The organism is [Borrelia] finlandensis (assembly GCF_000181875.2).
In the GTDB taxonomy this organism is placed as follows: Bacteria; Spirochaetota; Spirochaetia; order Borreliales; family Borreliaceae; genus Borreliella; species Borreliella finlandensis.
Window position 1 is genome coordinate 306,456 of sequence record NZ_ABJZ02000005.1, and the last position, 24,894, is coordinate 331,349.

A 24,894-nucleotide genomic window follows, 5' to 3' on the forward strand; every position below is an offset into this window, starting at 1 on the left:
AAATTATCTGATTTTTATCGTGCTTAAAGCAATTATAGCAAATATTAACCCTATTATCCAAAATCTAATAACAACTTGCATTTCAGACCACCCAAGTTCTTCAAAATGATGGTGAAGTGGAGCCATTTTAAATACTCTTTTTTTGGTTTTTTTGTAAACCAAAACTTGAATAATTACAGACATAGTTTCAATAATAAAAACACCCGCAAGAATTGAAAAAAGTATTTCACTTTTTAAAATCAAAGCTGCCATCCCGAGAATGGCCCCCAAAGCCAGACTACCTGTATCTCCCATCATAATTTTAGCAGGATAGGCATTAAACCATAAAAATCCAAAACTACCCCCAAGCAAGGCCCCAAGAAATATTACAAGCTCTTCAGAACCTTTAATATTTGGAATATGTAAATAAGCTGCAAAATCAGCTCTACTTGTAAGGTAAGCTATTATTATTAAAGCCCCTGTTATAACTATACTCAATCCAATTGCAAGTCCATCAAGCCCATCTGTTAGATTGAAAGAATTAGAAGCAGAAATTAAAATAAACATGCCAAAAGGAATGTAAAATAACCCCAAATCTATTTGAAAAGACTTAATAAAAGGAAAATAGATTACACTAACATGCTCACCACCAAAATAATATAGAATGCCAACAGAAAAAAAAGAAAATATTATTTGTCCATAAATCTTAAATCGAGCTTTAAGTCCATCTGAGGTTTTCTTTTTGATTTTTAAAAAATCATCTATAAAGCCCAAAAAAGCAAATCCCAGCATAACAAAAACCATAATCAAAAAATAAACATTTAAAATATTGCTCCAAAATACTAAAGAGATAAAAACACAAAAAAAAATAAGAATGCCCCCCATGGTAGGAATTCCTGCTTTTTCACTCAAATGTCTTTTAGGGCCATCTTCTCTTAAAATCTGATCAGCTCTTAATTTTTTTAACTTTAAAATAATATAAGGACCCACAATCAAAGAAAGTAAAAATGCAAAAATTGTAGCATAAGCCATTCTAAAGGTAATATATTTGAGCAAACGCAAACCTAAAAGGTAAAACATAAAAACCCCACTATCATCTAAATATAATTTAAAATTCTCTCAAGCCTGTTAAACCTTGAGCCCTTAATGACAATAAAAACTGAAGGTTCCAAGCTTTTTAAAAAAAAATCAATAAATTTATCAAACTCGCTAAAGTAATATAAACACTTTTCAACTAAATTCTCAGAATCCCTAACATCTAAAAATTCTTCGCCAATTAGAAAAATTTTATCAAAATTCATTGAAACAGCCTCTTGGATTAAATCTTTGTGAGTTTTGTATGCCAATTCCCCAAGCTCTTTAAAAGACCCAAGAACTATAAACTTTTTGTTTTGAATATTAAGATCCAAAATCATATTTTTTAAGGCCATAAAAGAACCCATATTACCATTATAAGAGTCGTTTAAAATCAAATATCCATTTTTTGTCAAAATTTCTGCTCTACCTTTTTGAAAAGCAGTTTCAATAAGGCCCTCTTTTATTTCTTTTTCTCTCATTCCTAAAAATAAGGCCAAATTAATACACCCTATTGCATTAAAAATATTATGCCGACCCAGCAATAAAATAGAGTATTCAAACCCTTTGTAAACAAAATCAAAAGAGAATTTCCCCTCCAAAAAAGAAAATGATTTAATACTAAGATTTTCAAAATCAAAATAAACGATTTTAACATTTGGATTTGCGATTTTTGCTCTTTTTTCAAGATAAACACAATAATCATTCATTTCATTTACAACAAAGATTTCAATGTTTTTGCCAATTATTTTGCTTTTTTCAAAAGCAATAGTTTGTAACTCCTTGAAAGCTTGCATATGTGCATAGCTTATATTCGTAATAATAACAATTTCTGGTTTTAAAATTTGGGATAAAAGATCCATTTCTCCAACATAACTAACTCCAACTTCAAAAACAGCATATTCTTCATTACCCTCTACCCTTAAAATACTAAGAGGAAGTCCAATGTCAGAATTTAAATTGCCCCAAGTTTTGTAAGTTTTGTATTTCTTTGAAAGTATACTATAAAGCATCTCTTTAGTTGTGGTTTTGCCATTGCTACCCGTAATAGCAATTCTTTTAAAGCTTGTTTTTTCAATTAAAAACGATGCCAAAGTTTGAAGAAGTTTTATTACATTACTTGTAAGCAAAAAAACTAACTCTTCATTGTCATTTAAATATTTAATACACTCAGATTCATGCTCTCTTGAACATACAAAACATTTAACACCCAGATCAATTAAATATTTAACAAAAGAAAATCCATCTACTTTATTTCCCTTATACGCAAAATAAAGACTATCATTGATATTATCATCCTTTATTTCACGACTATCTAACGAATAAAAAGACACTACTCTTTCAATATTTTTTATATTCCCCACAAATTTCACATCTTTAGAAGAGATTAAAATATCCTTAATCTTTATACGCACTCAAACCTCATTCTAAAATCTTTTACTCAACAAAAATATTTATATCTTCATTAGCTTTTTTTTCCAAATTTAATTCTCCAAAACAAAAACTCTCTATTCTATCAATATTTTCAAGCTCATATATTACCGTCAGCAACCTTAAATTATCATCAATAATATTTTCCTGTTCATTGTCTAAGCGATTAAATTCCCTAAGCTTTACAACATATCTGAAATTTAAATAAATATTAAAACACAATATAACTGTTAGTATCAAAACTAAAATACAATAAACTTTAAATTCAATCTTACTTATGCTGTTCATAATTTTTTTATAACTCTAAGTTTTGCACTCCTTGAAGGTTTGTTTTTTTTAATCTCATCAAAACTTGGCATAATGGGCTTTTTTGAGATCTTAGCATACAAATCACAGCTCAAGCCTCCAAAAAAATCTTTTACAATACGGTCCTCTATTGAATGAAACGTAATAATGGCTAAAATTCCATCTTTGGCTAAATTTTCTACCCAAAAAGGCAAGCTCCTTTTAAGCCGAGCAAGCTCATCATTCACATAAATTCTTAACGCTTGAAAAGTTTTTGTAGCTGGATTTATTTTAACTTTTGAAAAAGGATAAACTTTGCTTATTATGGATTGCAGCTCTTTTGTGGTTTCTATTTTTTTAATTTTTCTATATTCTATAATAGCTTTAGAAATTCTTCTAGAATAATGTTCATTGCTTAAATCATAAATTAAAGCTTCAAGGTCATATTTACTAAAAGTGTTTACAATCTCAGACGCACTAATTTTGCAAGAAGAAGAACAAAGTCTCATATCTAAAGGCTCATCTTCAAGAAAAGAAAATCCTTTTTTACTGCCCTTGTAATGAAACATAGAAATACCAAGATCAACCAAAATAAAATTGGCTTTGACATTTAAAGGATAATTGACGAAAAAATTATCAAACCAATCATTAAAATATGTAATTCTCTCTTCAAAAATAGAAAGAAAATGCTTTGCTCTTTCTAAAATTTGAGGATCTCTTTCAATTCCAACCAAACTTAAAAAGTCATATTTCTCAAGAATAGCTTTTGCATGAACACCTTCTCCAAGAGTAGAATCAATGTATATTAAATCACTTTTTACGGGCAAATCTTCTATAAGCTTACAAATTGCATCAAGAAGCACTGGAAAATGAAAAGCATTATCATTCATTTAATTTAAACCTATAAATTATTTTTTTTTCATTTCCATAAACATCGCCATATTTTATTTTAAGCTCATTCTTACCCTTAACAAAATTAAGATCATTTATCTTAAGGCATCCCCCATCTTTTTTAATATTCAAAATATCTAACCCATAATTTTTCTCTTGAGCTAAGGTATGTGTATTATTAATCAAAAAAATATTTTGAAAATCTGAACGAAGAATACTTTTATTATTCAAAATAGCTTCAAAATAATAAATTCCTTTAAGAGAATTTTCAAAAGATTCTACTTTTTGAGTATGAAAATATAACAAAAGACTGTATTGACCAGAATCGACATTTAAATTTATATTTTTTGATAATTCCAATCTTTCATCATCACCCTTTCCTTTTAAAAAAACCCTATCCAATGTATAAACTGTCTCAGCAACCACATTATTCCTATTTTTGATAATAAACAAAGGATTGATAATTTTTTTAGCACTAGGATCATTAACTACCAAATCAATAACACTCTTTTCATCTTTTAAAAAAATTTTTCCAAGCTTATAAAAAAAGCTCCCAAAAACCTCTAAATTTAGATTTAAATCATTATCAAAAATAATTAAAATACTGCCATCCCTATTTAAACTATTTTTTGAATATAAAATTTTATAATTATTGGAAAAAACAGATACAGTTTTTTCCAAGGGCCTTAACCTTAGGCCAATATTCAATTTATTATTATCCAACACACCAAAATCTTTAATTAAAGCAAACTTTTCATCATTTCTAAATTCCAAAAATGAATATAAATTTAAAATATTAAAGAAAAATATAAAAACAATTAAAATCACTGAGCCAATCCCAAGTATTTTAAATCATTATTACTATTAAAATACAAAAGTCCTTTTCCAAATTCAACAAAAGAGCTTATTTCATCTTTAATAAAAATATTATCAAACAATTTAAAAGAATTTGCAGAATAAGTTTTTATATTAATGATTTTTTCACTCTCAGAATAAAAATATACTCTATAAATATTTTGAAAATAATCATATGACGCTCTTAAAATAGAATTTTTATTTTCAACCTTAAATATTTTACCACTTTTAATATTTATCACCGCAAGTGAATTTTTGGCCTCAATAAACAAATTATGATAATCATCTATTTTTATAAAAGTCTCAAAACTATTAATAGTTAAATTGTTTAATTCTAAAATTTTTTTATAATTATTCTCTAAATCAATTATTTCTAAAAAATACTCAGAATTACCTTTTAGTGAAACCAAATATTTATTATCGGAACTTAATTTAACAAAACATGTTGGAAATTTTCTCTCTAAAAAATTTTCCATATAAATTATCTTACCCTGTTTATATATATAAATCTCACCATTAGAAAGTCCCAAAACCAAAACCTCATTATTATAGTCCACACTTAAAATTGAGGACAAAAAATTGAACATTAGTATATTATTTCCACTAGAATCATAAACTTCTAAAGTTTTATATAAATTGTTGAAAGTAAAAATTAAATTATTTATTGCAAAAACAAAATCCTTTAGCTTGAGTGTAAATAAAAATTTATTGTCTTTAACAGAAAAAACAGAATAATCCTCACCGGAATTAAAAAGAACATAATAATAGTCTGAATAACTTATTAAGTTATCACTTAAAAGGGAATAACAAGATTCCCCAAAATTAAGACTTAAAACCTTATTTGATACAAAAACATTCTTGCTTAAATTTATATTTTCACAATCAGATTTATTTTCAAAATTCTTAAAATCATAAAAATTAGATACATTCATAGTGGATCTTATAAAAAAATCAATCAAAATTATAAATAATAAAAACAAACTTAGAATCAAAAAAAATTTTAATTTTTTGAATTTAATAGTGCCCTCTTCTACATTAAAACTCAATATAACTACTTTCTCCCCCACTTTAATTTATCTATTTTACTTTAATTAAGTCTGAACTAAACTTTGAAGACCAAACTCCATGAAACCTTGAAAATTTTTCAGCAGCTTCTTTTTGAGAGGCTATGGTAGCCAAAGCCCTTCCAGCTTCAAGATAACCAAGAGAATGCAGTCCAAATTCATGAGATCCACTAATCTCATATTTGCCCCTTAAAATAAAAGCTCCTTCTTCTAAAAGCTCCAACACTTTAATAAGGTGTTCAAATTGAAATTTATAATAAGGACTCTCAAGTTTTAAATTCTTAGAAAAATCTCTAAAATCAATAATATTTTTAGAAAAAACAATAAATTTGAGATACATATCCTCAAGAAAAACAAGCGTTTTAGAATCTTTTTTGCTAAAAATTTTAGCCAAATCAATTAAATAGCCTAATTTTTTAATAATTAAAAACCTCTCTTCTGGATTTAAATTAAGAGCCTGAGGCATTTCAATCAACTCTCTTGGGGTAATACTAAGAACAGGGCTAATAACTAAACTAAAATCAGAAATCAACCCAGACAAAATTTTTTTTATAGAATAATTTACTTTCAATCTAGGCCTAGTATAAAAATAATTTAAAGAAGAAATATAACTTAAAACATTTAAATTGAAATCAATAAGATTAAATGAAAGTTTAGCATTTGATGTAAATTCGCCAGTCTCTTTTATAGCTGCTATATCATTTAAAGTCCTTAAAACAAGATTATTAATGTACACTATTTTTTTATAATTTTCATTATCAATTAAATCCATAAACACCTGCCTAAAACTCATAAAAGGGTGATTTATCAGCTATCTAATATATTGATTTTAGCAAAAAATATATTAAATATTTTAACAAGTTATAAATTTATAAAAAACACCCTTTAAAAATTAACTCTGCGAACAAACAAAACATTAAAATCCTTATAATAAAACATGTAAAATCCTCTAGCCTTATTAAAGATTAGATTAAACCAAACATTCAAATAACAACCAAGAAAAATTTTATTAAAAAGAACACTGTTTAAAAAACATTGAACTTACAATAATTTGTTTTTTAATCTCTTAACAAAAGTATCCGTACAAAATGAAACAAAATTCAAGCTTTGAGAAGAAATTTTAAATTCAAAAACAACGTCAACCCCGAAAGAACCAAAATTAATTCCATCCAAAAAAATTGATGCTGCTGCTATAAAATATTCCTTTGAAAAAGAAATAGAAAGTTTACTTAATTTAGAGAACACAAAAGAACGATTATAAACAGAATGTGGAGAAATAGGCGTAAGTAAAAATCCCTCAAGATCTGCTTCTAAAATAGGACCCCCTGCTGAGAAAGAATACCCTGTTGAGCCTGTTGGAGTAGACACAATTATCCCATCACTTTTGTACGATAAAAAACTCTCAGAATTAACCATAAGATCTACATAAATCATTTTATTAAGAACGCTTGAGCGAATAATAATATCGTTTAAAGCATATTTAGAAATTAAATCTTTACCATGTTGAGAAGCTGCTACATGAAGCAAAAATTTTTTATTAATAACCAAAGAATTATTAAAAAATCTATCTATGACTTTTTTAAAATCTTCAATCTTAATATCTGCTAAAAATCCCACATTGCCCATATTAATTGAAATAATTGGAATATCAATATTTTCATTTTCAAGAAGCAAATTAACAGCCAAAAGAACCGTACCATCTCCTCCTAAAGTTATCAAAAAAAGAAAATTTTCTTTTGGAAAAGAAAATAAAGGTCTGCCAACATCTATTAACACTACCTCAACAAAATACTTAGTTTCTAAATAAACTTTAACATCATTGCCTAAAATACTAGCTCCCGACTTTAAAGTATTAATGCAAAGAAGAACTTTATTCTTCATGTTGATCTTTATAGGGAATGTCGTCAAATTCGCATTTATCAAAAATTTTTGCTATATCAATTAATACTAAGTATTCACTCTCAAGATTATCAGCCTCGTCAAGCTTTACAACTCCAGATATATATTTTCTATCTAAAGTTTGTAAAGTAGCGGGAGGTTCTTGAATCCTAGAATCATCAAAACTAATAACTTTAAGAACTCTATCAACAAAAATGCCTAAAAGCTTATTTTTAATCTTAACTATTAAGTATCCTGTTAAAAGCATATCTTCTTCTGTTACCGAAATAGAAGGAACTCCAAATTTAATATTTAAATTAATTAAAGGAATAATACTGCCTCTAAGATTATAAATACCTATAATATATTCAGGAACATTTGGTATAGCATAAACTCCTTCTGATGGAACTTTAATAATTTCTCTAATGTGCTCTATTGACACCCCATAGCTTTCTTTTCCTATTTTAAAACCTGCAACTTGAAGCTGTGATCTGCTGTCTTTAGAACTTTCTTTTCTAAACATATTTTATACCTTTAAATTTGTTTATAACAATTTGATTAATTTGCTACTTGCCAAAACTTTTGCCTAAAAAATAAATTTCAAAAGAATTTTTCCTTACAGCTTTGGGTCTAATTTTTTTTACAAATTTAAAATATTTTTCAAACTTTTTAAAAATTTGCATCTCGTCTCCTCCCTGAAAAACTTTAACAAGTAAATTCCCTTTTTTAAGTAAAACTTCAAGTGATAAATCTATTATTCTCATGCTTAAATTAAAAGAATTGCTGGTATCTACAAGTCTATTTCCAGTAGTCTTGGGAGCCACATCGCTAATTACAAGACTATAGGGTCTAAACGTATTAATTTTAAAAACTGTATCATCTGAAAAGATATCTCCCTTTATAAAATAAAAATTATCATCATATCTAAGACCAATATCATTAATATCAACAGACACTAGAATTCCTCTTTTAAGCTTTTTATAAGCATACTGAGAAAAGCTGCCAGGTGATGCACCAATATCTAAAACATTGCCAGAAGAAAATAAAGAAAATTTTTCATTAATTTCTATCAACTTGTATACAGACCTTGCCAAATATCCTTCTCTTTTGGCTTTTTTAGAATACTCATCATCCAAGCGATACACATCAATCCCTTTAATACACTTTATTATACTTTTTCATTATAATTCTTATTATGCAAAATAAACTATTTTTAAAAAAAATTGAAAAAAATATTAATAAAATCTTTTCAACAACTAATTTTCTAAATTTATTCAAAGATAACGATTTAAAATTTACTTTTAAAATAAAAAAGAAAACCCTTGATTATATTAAAGCACCAGCAATTGAAATTGTTAATAGGGGCGGAAAACGAATAAGACCAATGATAATGATTCTTTTAGCATATGCATTAGGTTTAAAAGAAAAAAATACCAAACTAATATATAAATTAAGCTTGTTGCTTGAACTTCCTCATTCTGGAAGCTTGATTATTGATGACATTGAAGACAATTCACTAAAAAGACGCGGTGAATCAGCAATACATTTAATCTACGGAATAGATAACAGTATAAATGCTGGCAATTTAATTTATTTTTTACCTGCAAAATTAATAGAAAGATCAAATTTAAAAGAAAATCAAAAATTACTAATTTATGAAAATTTCTTTACAACTCTTTCAAATCTCCACCTAGGACAAGGAATTGATATTAAATTTCACAATGAGTCATACATCCCAAGTATTAAAGAATACATCTCTTTAGTAGAATTAAAAACAGCTTCACTTTTTGGAATGGCCAGTTTTCTAGCTGCAATACTCACAAATAATGAAGACAAAGCTAAAAAAATTTACAGTACATTTTTAAAGCTTGGTGTTTATTTCCAAATAATAGACGATATTAAAAACATTAAAAATAAAATTAATGGTAAAGAATTCGGAGATGATTTACTTGAAGGAAAAAAAAGCTTGCCAATAATTTATTTTTTACAAGAAAAAAAGTTTGAACCAAAAATTATTTCAAAATTCAATAAAATAAAAAATACCAAAACTACTAAAGCAAGAAAAGAAATATTTAAACTAACAGAAATGATAAACTCATCAAAATCAATAAAAAATTCAACTATTGTTGCCTTAAAATACTTAAACGAGTTTAAAAACGAACTCAATTTATATCCACTAACAAATAGATATAAAAATCTACTAATAGATACTATTGAGCAAATAAAAGAAGGAATATAATGAAAAAAATAATAATAATACTTTTCTATGGCTTGATTATAAATATTTGCCCTACTACAACAACATCAATATTAAAACTTGATGAAAAAGCAAACAAATATACAATAGAAAAACTTTACCAAAAATCAATGTTGCTAAAAGATTCAAAAAAATATAATAAAGCAATAGAAAGTCTAACAAAAATAATTAACATGGATAAAAATCAAGCTGATGCTCATCTTTTGCTCTCAGAATTAGAATATTTAAATAAAAACTGGAAAAAAGCAATTATTAAATCTCAAGATTACTTAAAAATAATAGACTTTAAAGATAAAAAGAACTTTTTAGATATCTCTTGGGCATACTTTTTAATAGGAGAAGTTAAAAATTCAATGGACTATATAATTAAATTTTTCCAAAGCGGTAAAGAATTGTTCAGAGAAAACATATTTATAGCAATTGATGCCCTTTTTAAAAAAAGTATTTATCATTTTATAAACAATGAAAATGCAGCATTCAATACAATATTATCTTCAACGTTTCAATTAGCACTCAATGACGACACATTGTTTATAATTTTTTTAAATAATTTAGAAATAATAAAACAAATACCCTTCTATCATTTTAATAGAAAAAAATTAGAAGAATTATATCTACAAATCAGCACTCTAAAAACAATTCAAAACACAACTTGCAGAACTTAAACTAAGATCTATCTTTTCTCTTAATCAACGAAACCAATATGTTTATTATTATTGCTACATAAAATTGAAAAGAAAGAGAAAAATAAGAATTTACATACTCTTGAGTACGAAAAAATTGATATTCAAAAAAAACTATCAAAAAAGAAATTGGGAAAATTAATAAAGGATTTGAAAATGCAATATAAAGAATGCAAATAGCAAGCCAACCATTGTTTAATCCTAAATTATAAGAGTAAGCATTAAGACTTACCGCAATAAATGAGCCAGCAAGACTTGCTGTGAAAATTGATACAAAAATTGCAAAAGATTTGAAACGACTGCTTATTTTCTCACCCAAAATGTCTTCATAATTCCCCGAAGAGATAAATTCAAATACTGCTCTAATTCTTGAATAACTTATAACATAAACGGTAATAAATAAAAAAATGAAAAAAATAGTAATAAAAACAAAAATCTCAAAATTTCCAGATAAATTTAAAGTAAAACCAGGAATAAAATTAAAATTACTCTTCATTAAATAATCAACAAAAAAATAACAAAAAATATTAATACCTATTCCTGCTATAAAAATATCATATTTTTTTTTTACTACAAAAGATAAAAAAAATCCAAACAAAAAACTAATAAAAAGAGTAAAAATGGTTGACATAAAAATTCCATATCCCAAATAGATAAAAAAAGATGTTAAAAATATTGAAAGATACGAAATGCCCTCAATAGATACATTTAAAAATCCTATTTTCTCTGTATAAAGAACCCCAAGTGCTAAATACGAAAATATAATAGCCTGCTCAAAAATACTAAACATCTACCTTTTCCTAGCTTTAATCAAAAATAAAGAGATAAAAATAGCAATTGATTGACAAAGCCCAATAAATTCATACTTAAAGTCATAATTTATATTAAGAAAATTATTAAATTCAATTAATATTGAAAACAATAGGCTAAAAAATAATACATAAACATAATTAAATCCTGAAATTACAGCAACAATTAGACTGCTCCAACCAAGTCCTGAAGTTAGCCCTAAAACCAAATATGGTCTAAAAAACACTACAAACATAGAGCCTGCAAGACCATTTAAAAAAGCACTGCCAAATACAGCGAAAAACTTATATTTAAATTCATTTATATTGAAAAAAATGTCTATCTTTTTTTTATTGCTTAATATTTCAAGCTGAAGACCATAAATAGTTTTTTTGTGAATAAAAACATAAAAAAGCCAAACTGATACACCAAACAAAAATAAGTAAATAAGTGATGAATCTAAAGCAAACAAACTATTAATCCTTTTTGTCTGATTAGAAAAACTACCTGTTTTTAACATATTTAAAATAAATCCATCAACCAATCTTTGATTTCCATAAGATATTAAAAGAGCTGTTAAGGCTTTATTTAATCCGAAGAAAAAAGTAATAAAAAAAGGAATAAGCCCTAAAAGTCCTACAAAAAAAGAACTTAAAAGTATCAAAAATACAAAATTAAAATAGGTTAATCCAAAAAAACTTGAAAATATATAAACTAAAAATGCCCCAAAATAAATCTGACCTTCATTCCCAAGATTTAATGAATTACTCTTGGCACAAGTAGCAATCCCCGTAGCCATGATTAAAAATAAAATAAAGCGCCAAGATATCATCTTAATATAAGAAAATTGAAAAAAATCACCGAAAAAATAGCTAATACTTAATATTGAAAAAGAAAAAATTAATGCCATAAAGCTATTTCTAAAAAAGATCATAAAAATAGCAATTCCTTTAATTTTTCTTTACTAATCTTTTCTCTAGATACGTTTAACAAAACTTCTCCCATTTTCATTGCTAAAATGTTATCAGAGAGCAAAAGCAATTCATCTAAATTGGAAGTAATCAAAAGAACTGGCTTTTCTTTTGAATAATTACGAATAGCAACAGACATTTCATTATAAGCTTTGTGATCTAAATTGCTCAAAGGAGAAAAACAAATTAAAAAACTTTTTGCAATATACATCTCTCTGTAAAGAGCAAATTTCTTCAAAGTTCCTCCAGAAAATGCCAAAGATTTTGAATAAAGAATTCTATATATTTTCTCTTCGCTATAAAATTCCATTTTTTTTTTAAAAAAATCTTTAATTTGATTAATGTAAGATTGCCTAATAAAAATTTTATTTTCAAAATTCATAAATTTGGCCAAAAAATTATCTAATATGCTGCTATTATCGGGGAATAAATTACCAATACCTAAGGGTAAAAATCCCGCTTTACACTCAAAAATATTTATTCGCTCATATCTAATGCCATCAATTTTTATGCACCCAACAAAAAGAAGCTCTCCTAAGAATAATTTTTCCCAAGTTTTAATTACAGCTTCTTCACCAATTATTCCTAAAACACCCCTTTTATTTAAAGAAAAACTAACATCGTACTTCCAAAAATCTTCAAAAAACAAATTAAATTTAATAGGATCTTTTTCAAATTTGTTGCAATTAATGTTTGCAACAAATGCTTTGTCACTAGAGGATTCAAGTTTACTCAAAATTGATTCTTTGTTTACTGTTCTAAAACACTTTCCATCTTTTAAAATAATAAACTCATCGCTAAATTTTACAGCATCTGTAATCTCACTGTGGGTAATAAAAAGAGACGCAACTCCCGATTTCTTAAGCAATATAAGCAATTTTATAAAAGCTTGCGCTTCTTTTTGAGAAAAATAAGCAGCACTCTCATCAAAAATAATTATTTTTGCATTCTCTTTAAGAGCAGCAATAATAAGTAAAAAATAAATCTCTTTAATATTTAAATCTTTAATTTTCTTATCTAAATCAAAAGAAATTTTATAAAATTGCATAAGCCATCTATAATATTTGTAGGTCTTAGATTTATTCATCGGCATGAAAAATTCATAACCAAACCAATAGATACTCAAATATTCCCATACTCTTAAATTCATTTTTAAATTAGGAACTTGAGAAACAAGATAAATACCATTATTTTTAGCTTTATCTACATTCCAATTTTTTTGCTTAATACTATTTACTAATATTTCACCCTCATCAAATTCAATAAATCCGGCAATAATCTTGGCTAGAGTGCTCTTCCCTTCTCCATTTTTACCAACTACTGTAAAAATTTTAACTTCCCCAATTTTTAAATTAATACTGTCCAAAATAGGCTTGTCAATATCTGGAAAATACTTAACTATGTTTTTAAACTCTACCATTAATTTTGTTCCAAATTAATTTTTATACCATTTGCACTAACCTCTTCTATTTTTTTAAAAAGATCTTCTTTTAACTTTTGACTGGTTCGCTCTAAATAAAAAACATTCGAAACATTAAACAAAACTCCTCTATGTTTTATGCCAAAAATATCAGAATTTCCATAGTTAATCTCTGACTTAAGGGCCTTATCTAAAATATGTGAAACATAATATTTTTGATTTGTAATTCCTGAACCAATAATATTTTCTTTATTATCCAAATAATCTTCGCTATCAAAAAGAACCGCAGAGATATTATTCTCTCTAACAGAAGAAAGCACTCCTTCAACAGCAGGCCCCACAATAGGAAGTATTACCAAAGCCCCCGAATCCTTAATCAAAGAGTCTGATAACAATTTAGCTAAATTGCTATCATGCCAATTGCCCAAAACTCGATAATAAACTTCAGATCTCATACCAGTATCAAGAATGCCTTTCTTGAAATAACGATAAATATAATCATTCATAACGGGATAGTTTTGACCTGCAATCAAAGCAGCATTTCCAAAGCCAGATTTAATAAATTCCTTTAAAAAAAGTCCTACATAATATCCTAAAATATATGCCTCTTCTGCTACATTATAAGAAACTGAATAAACCTGCTTATTGGTATTTTTAACCAAAGAATCAAAAATGAGAAACTTAGTATTAGGATAATTACTTGAAACACTGTCAACAATGTCTTGCATAGCATTATTTGTAGTTATTAAAAAATCATATTTTTTTGAAGTTAATAGTTTTTCAAGCATTTCTATCCACTCGCTTTGATTAAATCCAGCTTCTAAAACTTTAATTTCAAGATTTTCGTGATTTTTTTTAAATTCAAACAAAGAATCATACATTTCTTTATAAGATGGAGATCCTGAAATAACCCCGGGAATAAATAAAGCAATATTAGTTTTGTTAGAAATATCAACCTTTCGCTTCTTGAAAAAAATTAAACAAACAAATAAATATAAATGAAATATCGTAAATAAAATCCAAAACCCTTTAAAAAACGCCTTTTTACTCATAAAAATAAAACATCCTTTTATTAATTATTATTAAATTCACTTTAATGCCATAAAAGTCAAATAAAAAATCAATAACAAGCTATAAAAAATAAAACCGCCAAAACTAATTAAAAAATTAATTGTCCGAACAACTGAAGAAAGCATTTTTCCCCCTTACGATAAAATTTTGGCAAAAAAATTCTCAACCCAAATTTAATAAAATATTAAGCAAATTATGAATGTGAATTTTAAATTCCGCTGAATAATATAATAAAACTTGAAAATTTTTCATTTTTTTTAAAAATGGCTGATATTAATAGTTTTAAACAGCTAATAAAAACAAATATGTTAATTTCTTCTTCAATTTGAATTTTCAAAGAATATATCATGTCATCTAACAAATAACTTTAACATAAAGCTAAATATATAAAAATCAAAACTCTCTAGGGCGCAATAAATACAATTCATCAACATTTAAATTACTAGTAATATCATCATTTGAGCGTCTTAAATACATCTTTAGAGAATGGATTGTTTTAAAAAACTTATTTTTTAAAAGATTTTTATTAGCTTTGTAATCTTTTAAAAATTTTGAAATGGGCCCGTTAACAGTTATTGAATTGTCGAAAAAAGCGGGAAAATATTTCAAAACATCATCTACAAAATAAAACCTATTAGCCAAATCAACAAAATTATTAAAAAGCACTCCGATTCTACCCTTTAAATAATTAACATTTTTAATCATATCAACCCTGTTACCAAATTTATAATTTTTATCTTCCAGGCTCCATTTTGAATATATAGAATTAAATTTAAAATCTTTCATTAAATAATTATACATAAAGTTGAATCTAAAACTATCCTCAATATATTTTAAAATAAAAAAATATAAAAACCCCTTATTTAAAGACATAAAATTATCTTTAGCCATCCTTATAAAATTTTGATTAACACCCTTTAAAGTGCCTTCATTAACTTTGTGTAAAAAAGAATTTCCATTAAAAAGCAAAAGACTGGTATTGGGAAAAATTAAATATTCAGTTTTATTAATATGCCTGATGCTACCCTTGTAAACATTAATAAAACAATTATTAAAATAATCGCTATTGACATAAAATTTTGAAGTATTTTCGGCTTTAAACAGGTTATTATCTATTATAACAGAAAATGAAGATCCTTTAACAATGTTATGAACTATAGCATCAACACTTCCTCTAAATAAATATATTTTTGCGTCTTGCAAATCTTTAAGAGAAGAATAAAACACAAAACTATTTGTATTGGAATAAAAAATTAAATCTGCAGAAATACCATTTATTTCATATAAATTTATTTTAAGCTTTGAATTTTCTCCAACCTCAATAAAATCATATTCAAAAATTTCGTCATCTAAATCTAACTTAACAAGAAATGTATTTCTAACAACACTAACTCTACCTTCTATTTCTTTTACAACTGCCACTTGAGAAAATAAAGCTCTACTTGAAAGCAATATTAAAAGTATAAAATGATATATTCTAAAAATATAGTTCTCCTGATCTTTTAAAAACTCATAAATTTAATTATACCTTGTTTTACATAAATTTATTACACTTTGAACAATGATAAAAAAGAAGTATAATTTAATTTAAGAATTAAAAATATTAAGTTTTTATTGACATACTATAATTGCTATACTAATAAAAATAGTAAAAGTAAGAACTTCAATATTTATAGGTTCTTACTTTAAAGATTAATAGAAGCCAAGTTATTAGAAGGGTGTATTTATGAATATAAAGAATAAATTAATATCGCTGCTGCTAATTGTAGTAGCAATCTCTTTTATCGCATGCAAAACGCCTCCAGAATCAAGAGAGAGTAAAAATGCTAAAATTGCACAACCAGATAACAAAAATTTTCAATTAAGAGATATAAAAGGCATTAAAAATGAACTAATAAGAGAACGGGGACATCTTTTTTATTCTAAAGAGTTTAATGAAGCTGAAAGATTAGAAGAAGCAATGAAACAAAGTTTTTCCAAAAAAAAAGCAATAGAGGGAAATGAAATTGCTCTAAAAGTACTTGAAAGATACAAAACAATAATAAGAGAAACGAGGGAAAAAAAAGAAAAAACAAATTACCTTAAAGAAAATATTGAAAAGTATCTAAACGATGCAGAAGCAAATGAAGCATACATATGGATCCCACTGGAAATTGACGAAGTAAATAATTTATATTTTGAAGCAACAAGAAAATATAAAAATTACGATCTTGACAATGCCCTTGACATGTATAGCAAGGCCTTTAACAGAGCACAACAAGCAGCAAAAAATGCCAAAGAAGCTAAAGCTTTAAAAGAAACTGATGAGAGAATGTACAAACAATTAAAAGCACTTGAAGCGGCTTCCAACTTGCCAATTTATAGCAATAATAAACTTATAAAGCCATCCCCATGGAATGGTAGAGCATTCATTAAAGAAAGAAACAGTCACTTAAACCTTTTAAATACCAATAAAGACACTTATCTTCTTGGAGAAGCAGAAGCTTCAATTCCAATAGTACTCGCATACGAAGAAAAGATAGAAATAGCAAAAAACTCCAAACCTCAAGAACAATTCAAAACACTAGAACTTATTGAGCGATCTAGAACATTGTGGGAAAAAGGGGTTGAAGCTAAAAATGTAAAAAACTTTAGACTTGCCAATGAACTATTTTTAGAATCTGCAAGATACCTTGAAGCTTATCAAAGCAATGCAAGCAGCGAGCTTTACGTAATAAAAATAGGCAATACCCTATGGGGCATTTCCAAAAAATTATACAACGATCCTTACTTGTGGCCAAAAATTTGGTTTGCCAACAGACAAAAAATACAAAATCCGGATCTAATTCATTCTAACTGGAAGATAATAATTCCTGCCAAATAAGCAAAAACAATCATAAAGCAAGGCTTAAAAGCCTTGCTTTCTTATTTTATATCTAATAAAATTAAATAATAAAAACATTCTAAAAGAGACAGAAATGAAAAAGCTAATATTACTAAACTTAATATTTATTTCCTGCTATACGATCAACTTAGAAAAATTAACAAAAGAAACTCCTTATGGAGTTTATCTCAGAGAAGCTCAAAAAGCTGTCAATGTTAATGATTATAACTCTGCTTTAAAAGCATACGAAAAAATGATTCAAAATTTCGCTCACAATTCAAATATAGTTGCTACTGGCAAATATGAAATTGCATTCATATACTATACAACAAACAAAACAGAAAAAGCAAAAAAAATCTTTGAAGGGTTAATAGGAAATAATATGGAAATGCCTAAATGGATTAAGCCTTTAGCTAAAAAAATATTAAATAAAATAGAAAATAATAAAAAATAATAATTTAAGAAATAAAAATTTTTACTGGAATATTATTCCATAAATTGTAATATCTTTTTCCTTTGCAGAATTGATAACATCTTTATAAACAACAGACCCTCTTGGATACTCATGAGGAGGTGCATCTCCTATAACAATAATAAATCTTCTTTCTGCCCGCCAATCAAACTGAGTCACAGCAGCATCAATCCCCTCAAAGACAGCTTCTGGATAATCCCCACCGCCACCAACATTAACATACTTAAGAATATTATTTAAATAAGGAATAGTATTAAAATCAAAAGCTTTGGTTAAAAAATCTTCAAGATAGTCTTTATAAAAAACAAGGCCTATTCTGTAGGATTTGAACTTTTGAAGTTGAGGTTCTATTATTGAAAACAAATGCTCTTTTAGAATTTCAATATTACTTTTCATACTATCAGTAACGTCAACAACAAGAACTAAATCTAAATCATAAACTGAATCTTCTGGGTTTTTTAAAATTTTGTTTATTTTATCAACAATATCAATGCCATTATTAGCAATAACAACCTCATCTGAAAATTTTGTAAAAGTATCTTTTAATTCATTAAATTCAATTTTTCCCTGATTTTGATCATCCTTGAAAAGCAATTCATAAGCATTGTCTTGATATCTGCCCAAATAATCATTATATTTTTTCTCAAAAGATCTTATAGAAAACCAAAAGGGTTCTTTTTTGTTTTTTAATACTTCTAAGTCAATATCACCACTTCTTGTTGAAAAATTTGGAAATCCATATTTTAATTTTTTTGGAATCAATATATGAAAAGCTTCTCCAAACTTTTTATTAGGAACAGGGGTGGAAGATGTCAATGATAAAAGTTCTTTATTCTTAATAACTCTTCCATTTAAAATACGAATTTCATCTCCATTAACCTTATTATAACTTAATGTACGAAATGAATAAGTGGCCACATCTTTTTTCTTATCAGGAATTTCAAAAGACTCTGTCAATATTACTGATTTGATTGCAGGTTTTTTTCTAATAAAAAGATGAAATCCCTCTTCATGAGCCTCAACATAAACATCATCAATACCTATTTTCAAAGAACTATCTTCAAATCCAAACAAATAAAAGCTAATAAAAAGAAATAAAAAAATTTTCTTCATAAGGAAACCACCCTCATAAATAACTCAAAAACAATGAATAAGATCTATAATTAAAGTTTTTCGGATAAATTTTCATAAAATAAAACATTAGACTTAGAAAAACTATTCTTAAAAATATTCCTGAGATTTAAACTAGCAAGATCTTTTTTAACACTCTTTACCATATCTTCATCCCTATTTAATATATCAAAAATCTTGGCTGACTCGCTTAAATTGCTAACTCCAGAATTAAAAAGTTTAGTATCTCTTATAGATGAAAAAGAAGCCATTACTTCTACAACCCCAAGATTATTATAAGTCTCAATTTCTTTTAATAAAAGAGTTTTATGATAATCATTTTCTTTGGGATTAAAATTCAAAACATTAGCCTTCTCTAGTTCTAAATTTTGCATAACCCTTAAATAATAGCTTCTAGAAGCTAAAAAATCACCTATTTTATAAAGAGTTAGGGCAATAGTATTTAAAACTTCGTTACTACTTGAAAACCCCGCCATGCTCCCTACTTTAAATAAATATTTCAATGCATCATCATAATTATTTTCTCTGTAACTAAGTAGCCCAACTTTATAGTAAACATCTGGATAATCAACGCCCTCATTTATTGCCAATTTGTAAGAAGATATCGCAGACTTAAAGTCATTTAAAGATCTAAGAATATCTCCTTGCTTTTCATAAATTGAAGAAATCTCCTTAGATCCTTTTATAAGATTATGTTTTTTATAAAAAGAATAATCACTCAAGGCTAAACCAATAATATTACTAGCCCTAAGAGAATCTCGAGATTTTTCATAAATGTCCGCTAAAATTTTATAAGCCAATATCTTGTCCCCAGCATCTTCAATTGAATTTTTATGCCTAAAACTATTTAACGCTTTAAGCAAATAAACTTCGGCCTTCTTAAAATCTCCTATGTAATACGAATATCTTCCACTTTCAAAAAGTGCCTTGTCGTAATTAGGATTTTTACTTAATATTTTTCTGAGAATGTATTCAATCTCTGAATTCATATTAACATTATTGTCAAGCTTAAAAATAGTTCTGCCATCATTTCTTTTAAAATCAGAAAATTCCTTATTCAATAAATTTGTTTGCCCATTAAGATAATTTAAATTTATAGCAAGATTATTTGCTCTTTGATTATAAGTCACAAAAGAGACATACTTATCTACAAGCTTTTTAGCATATTTTGTGTAAACAACTTCATCAATATCTAGAATTTCATTTGACTTAATAAAATTATTAACATTGTCGGACTCGGTATCTAAATTAGCTTCAATATAAGCATTGAAAAGTTTAAATAAAATTTCCTTCTTTTGTCCATATTTAGAAAGCACAACCGTATAGCTATTAATACTATCTTTATAGTAGTTAGAATTTGTTTTAGCCCATTTAAAATAATTATCTCCCTTTAATACTAAAGCATCATAATCGTAAAGATCATAAGATATAACCTCATCAAGTATTGAATTAGCCTCAGAGTGCTCTCCAAGACCAATTTTCATGGCAGCATATGAAATATATCCTTCCTTATTAAACTTTTTTCGTCTTCTGTTTGTAGAATTTTTAGAAAAAGGCTCAATAGTAAACAATTCCTCATACTTCTCTTCAGCACTATCAAAATCTCTAACGTCTTCAAACGCCTTAGCATAATTAATAAACCATTTATCATCAGGCCTAATATAATAAGCATCTCTAAAGATGGATTTGGCAAGATCTCTTTTATTCGCATATATAGATTCTATGCCCTCTTTATACTTGCTCTCAGAGGCAACATAAAAAAATATTACATCTACTATAAGGTACAAAGAAACTAAAACTAAAACAACAAAAATAGAGGCTATTTTTATCAAAGGTAGCAAAGCCCTTGAAACTCTGTAGCTCAACTTTTGCTGAAGCTTGCTAAATTCTTCCGCCTTGAAATAAATTACAGGCAATTTAATAGATCGCCCAACAATATCTCCTACAAATTTAGCAATAAATTTCAACCTTTTTTTATTTTTTTCAACAAGATCAATTAGCGCTTCAAGCTTAAACCTTGAAACATTTTCCTTAGTTAAAGCTTCAGCAATTGCAATTCTTAAATTTCTAGGATAGGAATTTAAATGCTTTAAAAATAATGGGTAATTAACCTTAAATTCAAAACGTTTAAAATTTGCATTTTGCTCATACTCTAAAAATTTAAAATCATCTACAACGTTTTCAAAATCATCCTCATCAGCACTTAAATTTAAACTGTCTCCAACAAACATCTCTGATTGTTCATCTGTTTGGTTTTTGCCATTTACCGCATCAGCAATATTAAATTCATTAGATTCATTAAATTCATTAGATTCATTAAATTCATTAGACTGTAAAAAATTACTATCCCCTGAAACAGAAGAATCATTATTGGCTTCAAAAAAATTATTATTGCCTTGATTGTTAATCAATTCCTCAGAACTTAATTCTGGGGAATTGATTAAATTATCAAAATCAAGCTTAGAAGCAATTTCTAAATCAATAGAATTATCATCAAGAACTTTGTCAATATTATTCTCAAAAGAATCGCTAGAAGAAACGTCAAAATCATTATTTAAAGTTGAAAGCTCTGAATCCACATCAACCCTCAAGTCAGAACCACTTAAAGGCAAATTGTCATTAAAAATGTCAGAATAGGACAATTTATCCTCATTCTCAAGAGCATCAAGCATAAAATTTAAATCAAGTTCATCATCGGTTTCACCTAAGGCAAGATCTTCGCCTATCCAAGGAACAATACTCTCTCCAGGCTCAGGGAGCTTAACATCCATGCTTACGCCAAAAGATTCTTTAGATAATCTTTCATTAGAAAGATTATCTAATATTTCTCTTTTAAATTGTATTATCTTATCTACATCAGGCATATTGTAATCAAGTTCCTAGCTCATAAAAAGCTTTTTTTATAAAATTTATGACCTTCTGCATGAAGAACATTAAAGCGATTTTCTAAATCTTCAGCAATTTTTAACCCCAAAACTTCCTTTGTAATCTCAGCCTGAGAATCTTTCAAGGTGTTTAAAATTTCATCCCTATACTCAGCAATACTTATAACCTTGTCAGCATTATATATAAGTGAATCTCTTTTAAAAACATCGTGAGACATATCTCCATCCTCAGAAACTTCTAAAACATTTCCATTGACTCCAATCATCAAATAATAATCAAAAATTTTAAAATAATTGCCAATTTCTAAAATTATTTTTTTTGTTTCAGGTCTTCCTTTTCTATACCTAGTAGCAGTAGGAAAAATAAGTATAATGTACCCACTATTTTTCTTTTCATAAATATACTTCATAGAATTAGCATTAAAAACACGCCTTTGCCTAGCATGTTCTAAACCAACCCCAACAAATGCGTGCGGTGGATACACTAATATTGCATTGTATCCCAAAGAAAGAGTCTTAACAAATAAATTATCCCTGAAAAGCTTAACTCCAGCTATTGGAATAATATGATCTGCAATATCATGATAACCCATTTTGTAAAGTAAAAATTGGAAACAAGGAAAATCAAAATTACTATAATGCTCCATTAATATAATTGAAGACTTGCCAGATTTAGTCTTTTGGTAAAGTTCTAAAATATTTTGTATACCAACAATGGTAGATCCACTCTCAAGAAGTCTCTCTATCATTCTATCTGCCAATCTTCTACTATTAGAATCTGCATTTCGATAAGACTTATCCAAATAATTAACATTTTCAACAGACTTAAATTGACTTACAAAGTCGCTTTCCATGTCTTTAAAATATTTATCAAAACTTTCATTTTGTACAAACATAAAACCAGCACCCTTTAAAGCATTCCATGTTGCCACTTAACCATTAGTTATATTTTATTTACTAAAGACAAAAAGCTCTATAAGACTAACAATAAATAACTAATATTAAACAAGCATACATTTTTGAAAACATTTCACACCATTATACCTTATTTACTATACAAATTAAAGTAAAATTTTAGCTTGCAACAATAGACAAATAATACTAAAAACTATTTAAAATTATTAGACTTTTTTTATTGCAAGAATTAAAGTAAAATTTAAATACGAGACAAATCAAAGCAAGACAAATCAAAGTACTGGAGGCATACATATTTAAAATTAAAACAAAATAAATATTCTTTATTAAAATTTATTAAAAAAGATTAATAAAGAATGAGAACAAAAAATATATAAAATATTGAAAAAGGAAAATCCCATGAAATATACAAAAATAGCCTTAATGCTAATAATTTTTTCTTTAATAGCATGTATTAGTAATGCTAAAAAAGAAAAAATAGTTTTCAGAGTATCAAACTTAAGCGAGCCATCATCACTTGATCCTCAACTCTCAACAGACCTTTACGGTAGCAACATTATTACAAACCTATTCTTAGGCCTAGCGGTAAAAGATTCTCAAACTGGAAAATATAAACCAGGACTTGCGAAAAGTTGGAATATTTCTGAAGATGGAATTATTTACACATTTAACCTAAGAGAAGATATAGTTTGGAGCGATGGAATTGCCATTACTGCTGAGGAGATAAAAAAATCATATCTAAGAATTTTAAATAAAAAAACAGCTGCAATGTATGCTAATTTAATAAAATCTACAATAAAAAATGCACAAGAATATTTCGATGAGACAGTGCCTGAATCTGAGCTTGGCATAAAGGCTATTGACAGCAAAACCCTAGAGATAACATTAACATCTCCAAAGCCTTATTTTCCCGATATGCTAACAAACACAGCATACATACCAGTTCCTATGCATATTGTTGAAAAATATGGAGAAAATTGGACAAATCCTGAAAATATAGTTGTTAGTGGCGCATACAAACTTAAAGAAAGATCAATTAACGATAAAATCGTAATAGAAAAAAATGATAAATACTATAATGCAAAAAATGTAGAAATTGATGAAGTAATATTTTACCCAACAGAAGGTAACGTGGCCTACAATATGTACATAAACGGTGAAATCGATTTTCTACAAGGAGCAGAAAAGAATAACTTGGAAGAAATTAAAATAAGAGATGATTATTACTCCGGATTAAAAAACGGAATGGCATACATAGCATTCAATACAACAATAAAACCACTAGATAATTTAAAAGTTAGACAAGCCATCTCCCTTGCTATTGACAGAGAAACTTTAACTAAAGTAGTTTTAAAGGGAAGTTCAGATCCAACAAGAAACCTAACTCCAAAATTTGATGATTATTCTTATGGGAAAAATTTAATACTATTTGATCCTGAGAATGCAAAAAAACTTTTGGTTGAAGCTGGATATCCGGATGGAAAAGGATTTCCCACATTAAAATTTAAAATATCAGGGGGAAGACCAACAACAGCAGAATTCTTACAAGAACAATTTAAAAAAATACTAAACATTAACTTAGAAATCGAAAATGAAGAATGGACAACATTTTTAGGAAGCAGAAGAACTGGAAATTACCAAATGTCAAGCGTGGGGTGGATAGGAGACTATTTTGATCCCTTAACATTCTTAGACAGCTTATTTACAACAGAAAATCATTTTTTCGGAGCGTACAAATATTCAAACAAAGAGTATGATGCTTTAATAAAAAAATCTAATTTTGAACTTGATCCAATAAAAAGACAAGACATTTTAAGACAAGCTGAAGAAATAATAGCAGAAAAAGACTTTCCTATGGCACCTTTATATATACCCAAATCTCATTATCTTTTCAGAAATGATAAATGGACGGGGTGGGTACCAAATATCGCAGAAAGCTATTTATATGAAGATATTAAAACTAAAAAATAATAAAATTAA

General features: G+C 26.9%; 23 protein-coding genes. 5 read left to right on the forward strand and 18 right to left on the reverse strand.

All coding sequences use genetic code 11. The features are described 5' to 3' along the window. Positions 1–3: 3 nt before the first annotated feature. The 10 genes from mraY to BSV1_RS02740 form a co-directional block, all read right to left on the reverse strand. Positions 4–1,059: a phospho-N-acetylmuramoyl-pentapeptide-transferase gene (gene mraY / locus BSV1_RS02695; RefSeq protein WP_002556902.1), complete on the reverse strand. Its 1,056-nt coding sequence runs from the start codon at positions 1,057–1,059 to the stop codon at positions 4–6. A 17-nt stretch (positions 1,060–1,076) separates the two neighbouring features. Continuing rightward, the gene (locus BSV1_RS02700) at positions 1,077–2,468 is read right to left on the reverse strand and encodes a UDP-N-acetylmuramoyl-tripeptide--D-alanyl-D-alanine ligase (protein ID WP_008882803.1); all 1,392 of its coding nucleotides are present in this window, start codon (positions 2,466–2,468) and stop codon (positions 1,077–1,079) included. A 22-nt stretch (positions 2,469–2,490) separates the two neighbouring features. After that, positions 2,491–2,772 (reverse strand): hypothetical protein, encoded by a 282-nt coding sequence (locus BSV1_RS02705; protein ID WP_008882728.1) that lies wholly within the window; start codon positions 2,770–2,772, stop codon positions 2,491–2,493. Beyond that, complete coding sequence (gene rsmH, locus BSV1_RS02710) at positions 2,769–3,659, reverse strand: 16S rRNA (cytosine(1402)-N(4))-methyltransferase RsmH (protein ID WP_008882360.1); 891 nt, start codon at positions 3,657–3,659, stop codon at positions 2,769–2,771. Before rsmH ends, BSV1_RS02705 begins: the two co-directional genes overlap by 4 nt. Next, the gene (locus tag BSV1_RS02715; RefSeq protein WP_008882566.1) at positions 3,652–4,488 is read right to left on the reverse strand and encodes a hypothetical protein; all 837 of its coding nucleotides are present in this window, start codon (positions 4,486–4,488) and stop codon (positions 3,652–3,654) included. The genes rsmH and BSV1_RS02715 overlap by 8 nt, the downstream gene beginning before the upstream one ends. Then, on the reverse strand, positions 4,485–5,561 hold the full coding sequence (locus tag BSV1_RS02720; RefSeq protein ID WP_008882513.1) for a hypothetical protein: 1,077 nt from the start codon (positions 5,559–5,561) through the stop codon (positions 4,485–4,487). The genes BSV1_RS02715 and BSV1_RS02720 overlap by 4 nt, the downstream gene beginning before the upstream one ends. 31 nt (positions 5,562–5,592) lie before the next feature. Next, positions 5,593–6,351 carry a hypothetical protein gene (locus BSV1_RS02725; protein WP_002556908.1) on the reverse strand — a complete coding sequence of 253 codons (759 nt, stop codon included), beginning with the start codon at positions 6,349–6,351 and terminating at the stop codon, positions 5,593–5,595. A gap of 269 nt (positions 6,352–6,620) precedes the next feature. Continuing rightward, positions 6,621–7,460, reverse strand: coding sequence for an NAD(+)/NADH kinase (locus tag BSV1_RS02730; RefSeq protein WP_008882787.1), 840 nt, complete (start codon positions 7,458–7,460; stop codon positions 6,621–6,623). Further along, complete coding sequence (locus BSV1_RS02735; protein WP_008882745.1) at positions 7,450–7,980, reverse strand: chemotaxis protein CheW; 531 nt, start codon at positions 7,978–7,980, stop codon at positions 7,450–7,452. Before BSV1_RS02735 ends, BSV1_RS02730 begins: the two co-directional genes overlap by 11 nt. A 43-nt stretch (positions 7,981–8,023) precedes the next feature. Then, positions 8,024–8,602 (reverse strand): SAM-dependent methyltransferase, encoded by a 579-nt coding sequence (locus tag BSV1_RS02740; protein ID WP_008882734.1) that lies wholly within the window; start codon positions 8,600–8,602, stop codon positions 8,024–8,026. A 50-nt stretch (positions 8,603–8,652) separates the two neighbouring features. On the opposite strand from BSV1_RS02740, the gene BSV1_RS02745 reads away from it, so the two are divergent. After that, complete coding sequence (locus BSV1_RS02745; protein ID WP_008882593.1) at positions 8,653–9,696, forward strand: polyprenyl synthetase family protein; 1,044 nt, start codon at positions 8,653–8,655, stop codon at positions 9,694–9,696. Continuing rightward, positions 9,693–10,379 carry a tetratricopeptide repeat protein gene (locus BSV1_RS02750; protein WP_162470430.1) on the forward strand — a complete coding sequence of 229 codons (687 nt, stop codon included), beginning with the start codon at positions 9,693–9,695 and terminating at the stop codon, positions 10,377–10,379. The genes BSV1_RS02745 and BSV1_RS02750 overlap by 4 nt, the downstream gene beginning before the upstream one ends. Position 10,380: 1 nt before the next feature. Here the strand turns inward: BSV1_RS02750 and BSV1_RS02755 are convergent, their stop codons facing one another. From BSV1_RS02755 to BSV1_RS02780, 5 genes are all read right to left on the reverse strand, one after another. Next, on the reverse strand, positions 10,381–11,187 hold the full coding sequence (locus BSV1_RS02755) for an ABC transporter permease (RefSeq protein WP_008882841.1): 807 nt from the start codon (positions 11,185–11,187) through the stop codon (positions 10,381–10,383). Beyond that, the gene (locus BSV1_RS02760; protein WP_008882544.1) at positions 11,188–12,120 is read right to left on the reverse strand and encodes an ABC transporter permease; all 933 of its coding nucleotides are present in this window, start codon (positions 12,118–12,120) and stop codon (positions 11,188–11,190) included. Then, on the reverse strand, positions 12,117–13,577 hold the full coding sequence (locus BSV1_RS02765) for an ATP-binding cassette domain-containing protein (protein WP_008882502.1): 1,461 nt from the start codon (positions 13,575–13,577) through the stop codon (positions 12,117–12,119). Before BSV1_RS02765 ends, BSV1_RS02760 begins: the two co-directional genes overlap by 4 nt. After that, complete coding sequence (locus BSV1_RS02770; protein WP_008882575.1) at positions 13,577–14,629, reverse strand: BMP family ABC transporter substrate-binding protein; 1,053 nt, start codon at positions 14,627–14,629, stop codon at positions 13,577–13,579. The genes BSV1_RS02765 and BSV1_RS02770 overlap by 1 nt, the downstream gene beginning before the upstream one ends. 412 nt (positions 14,630–15,041) lie before the next feature. Next, positions 15,042–16,100, reverse strand: a complete 1,059-nt coding sequence (locus BSV1_RS02780) for a hypothetical protein (protein ID WP_008882718.1) — start codon at positions 16,098–16,100, stop codon at positions 15,042–15,044. A gap of 274 nt (positions 16,101–16,374) precedes the next feature. Between BSV1_RS02780 and BSV1_RS02785 the strand changes: the two genes are divergently transcribed. Then, complete coding sequence (locus tag BSV1_RS02785) at positions 16,375–17,511, forward strand: LysM peptidoglycan-binding domain-containing protein (RefSeq protein ID WP_008882813.1); 1,137 nt, start codon at positions 16,375–16,377, stop codon at positions 17,509–17,511. A gap of 94 nt (positions 17,512–17,605) precedes the next feature. Further along, positions 17,606–17,965 (forward strand): outer membrane protein assembly factor BamD, encoded by a 360-nt coding sequence (gene bamD / locus BSV1_RS02790; protein ID WP_008882726.1) that lies wholly within the window; start codon positions 17,606–17,608, stop codon positions 17,963–17,965. A 21-nt stretch (positions 17,966–17,986) separates the two neighbouring features. Here bamD and BSV1_RS02795 read toward each other — a convergent pair whose 3' ends face one another. The 3 genes from BSV1_RS02795 to BSV1_RS02805 are packed head-to-tail and all read right to left on the reverse strand — an operon-like array spanning position 17,987 to position 22,895. Next, positions 17,987–19,096: a VWA domain-containing protein gene (locus tag BSV1_RS02795; RefSeq protein WP_008882826.1), complete on the reverse strand. Its 1,110-nt coding sequence runs from the start codon at positions 19,094–19,096 to the stop codon at positions 17,987–17,989. Between the two features lie 50 nt (positions 19,097–19,146). After that, positions 19,147–21,978, reverse strand: coding sequence for a periplasmic flagellar collar protein FlcA (gene flcA / locus BSV1_RS02800; protein ID WP_008882617.1), 2,832 nt, complete (start codon positions 21,976–21,978; stop codon positions 19,147–19,149). Between the two features lie 20 nt (positions 21,979–21,998). After that, a complete protein-coding gene (locus BSV1_RS02805) occupies positions 21,999–22,895 on the reverse strand; it encodes a 1-acyl-sn-glycerol-3-phosphate acyltransferase (RefSeq protein WP_039949522.1) in 897 nt (298 codons plus the stop codon). A 418-nt stretch (positions 22,896–23,313) separates the two neighbouring features. Between BSV1_RS02805 and BSV1_RS02810 the strand changes: the two genes are divergently transcribed. Further along, a complete protein-coding gene (locus BSV1_RS02810; RefSeq protein WP_008882634.1) occupies positions 23,314–24,885 on the forward strand; it encodes a peptide ABC transporter substrate-binding protein in 1,572 nt (523 codons plus the stop codon). Positions 24,886–24,894 lie beyond the last annotated feature (9 nt).

Excerpts from the sequence above, each read along its gene's own strand:
- mraY (WP_002556902.1), bottom strand. The coding sequence starts at position 1,059 with ATGTTTTACCTTTTAGGTTTGCGTTTGCTCAAATATATTACCTTTAGA.
- BSV1_RS02705 (WP_008882728.1), bottom strand. The coding sequence starts at position 2,772 with ATGAACAGCATAAGTAAGATTGAATTTAAAGTTTATTGTATTTTAGTT.
- rsmH (WP_008882360.1), bottom strand. The coding sequence starts at position 3,659 with ATGAATGATAATGCTTTTCATTTTCCAGTGCTTCTTGATGCAATTTGT.
- BSV1_RS02725 (WP_002556908.1), bottom strand. The coding sequence starts at position 6,351 with ATGGATTTAATTGATAATGAAAATTATAAAAAAATAGTGTACATTAAT.
- BSV1_RS02730 (WP_008882787.1), bottom strand. The coding sequence starts at position 7,460 with ATGAAGAATAAAGTTCTTCTTTGCATTAATACTTTAAAGTCGGGAGCT.
- BSV1_RS02735 (WP_008882745.1), bottom strand. The coding sequence starts at position 7,980 with ATGTTTAGAAAAGAAAGTTCTAAAGACAGCAGATCACAGCTTCAAGTT.
- BSV1_RS02745 (WP_008882593.1), top strand. The coding sequence starts at position 8,653 with ATGCAAAATAAACTATTTTTAAAAAAAATTGAAAAAAATATTAATAAA.
- BSV1_RS02755 (WP_008882841.1), bottom strand. The coding sequence starts at position 11,187 with ATGTTTAGTATTTTTGAGCAGGCTATTATATTTTCGTATTTAGCACTT.
- BSV1_RS02760 (WP_008882544.1), bottom strand. The coding sequence starts at position 12,120 with ATGATCTTTTTTAGAAATAGCTTTATGGCATTAATTTTTTCTTTTTCA.
- BSV1_RS02765 (WP_008882502.1), bottom strand. The coding sequence starts at position 13,577 with ATGGTAGAGTTTAAAAACATAGTTAAGTATTTTCCAGATATTGACAAG.
- BSV1_RS02770 (WP_008882575.1), bottom strand. The coding sequence starts at position 14,629 with ATGAGTAAAAAGGCGTTTTTTAAAGGGTTTTGGATTTTATTTACGATA.
- BSV1_RS02785 (WP_008882813.1), top strand. The coding sequence starts at position 16,375 with ATGAATATAAAGAATAAATTAATATCGCTGCTGCTAATTGTAGTAGCA.
- bamD (WP_008882726.1), top strand. The coding sequence starts at position 17,606 with ATGAAAAAGCTAATATTACTAAACTTAATATTTATTTCCTGCTATACG.
- BSV1_RS02795 (WP_008882826.1), bottom strand. The coding sequence starts at position 19,096 with ATGAAGAAAATTTTTTTATTTCTTTTTATTAGCTTTTATTTGTTTGGA.
- flcA (WP_008882617.1), bottom strand. The coding sequence starts at position 21,978 with ATGCCTGATGTAGATAAGATAATACAATTTAAAAGAGAAATATTAGAT.
- BSV1_RS02805 (WP_039949522.1), bottom strand. The coding sequence starts at position 22,895 with ATGTTTGTACAAAATGAAAGTTTTGATAAATATTTTAAAGACATGGAA.
- BSV1_RS02810 (WP_008882634.1), top strand. The coding sequence starts at position 23,314 with ATGAAATATACAAAAATAGCCTTAATGCTAATAATTTTTTCTTTAATA.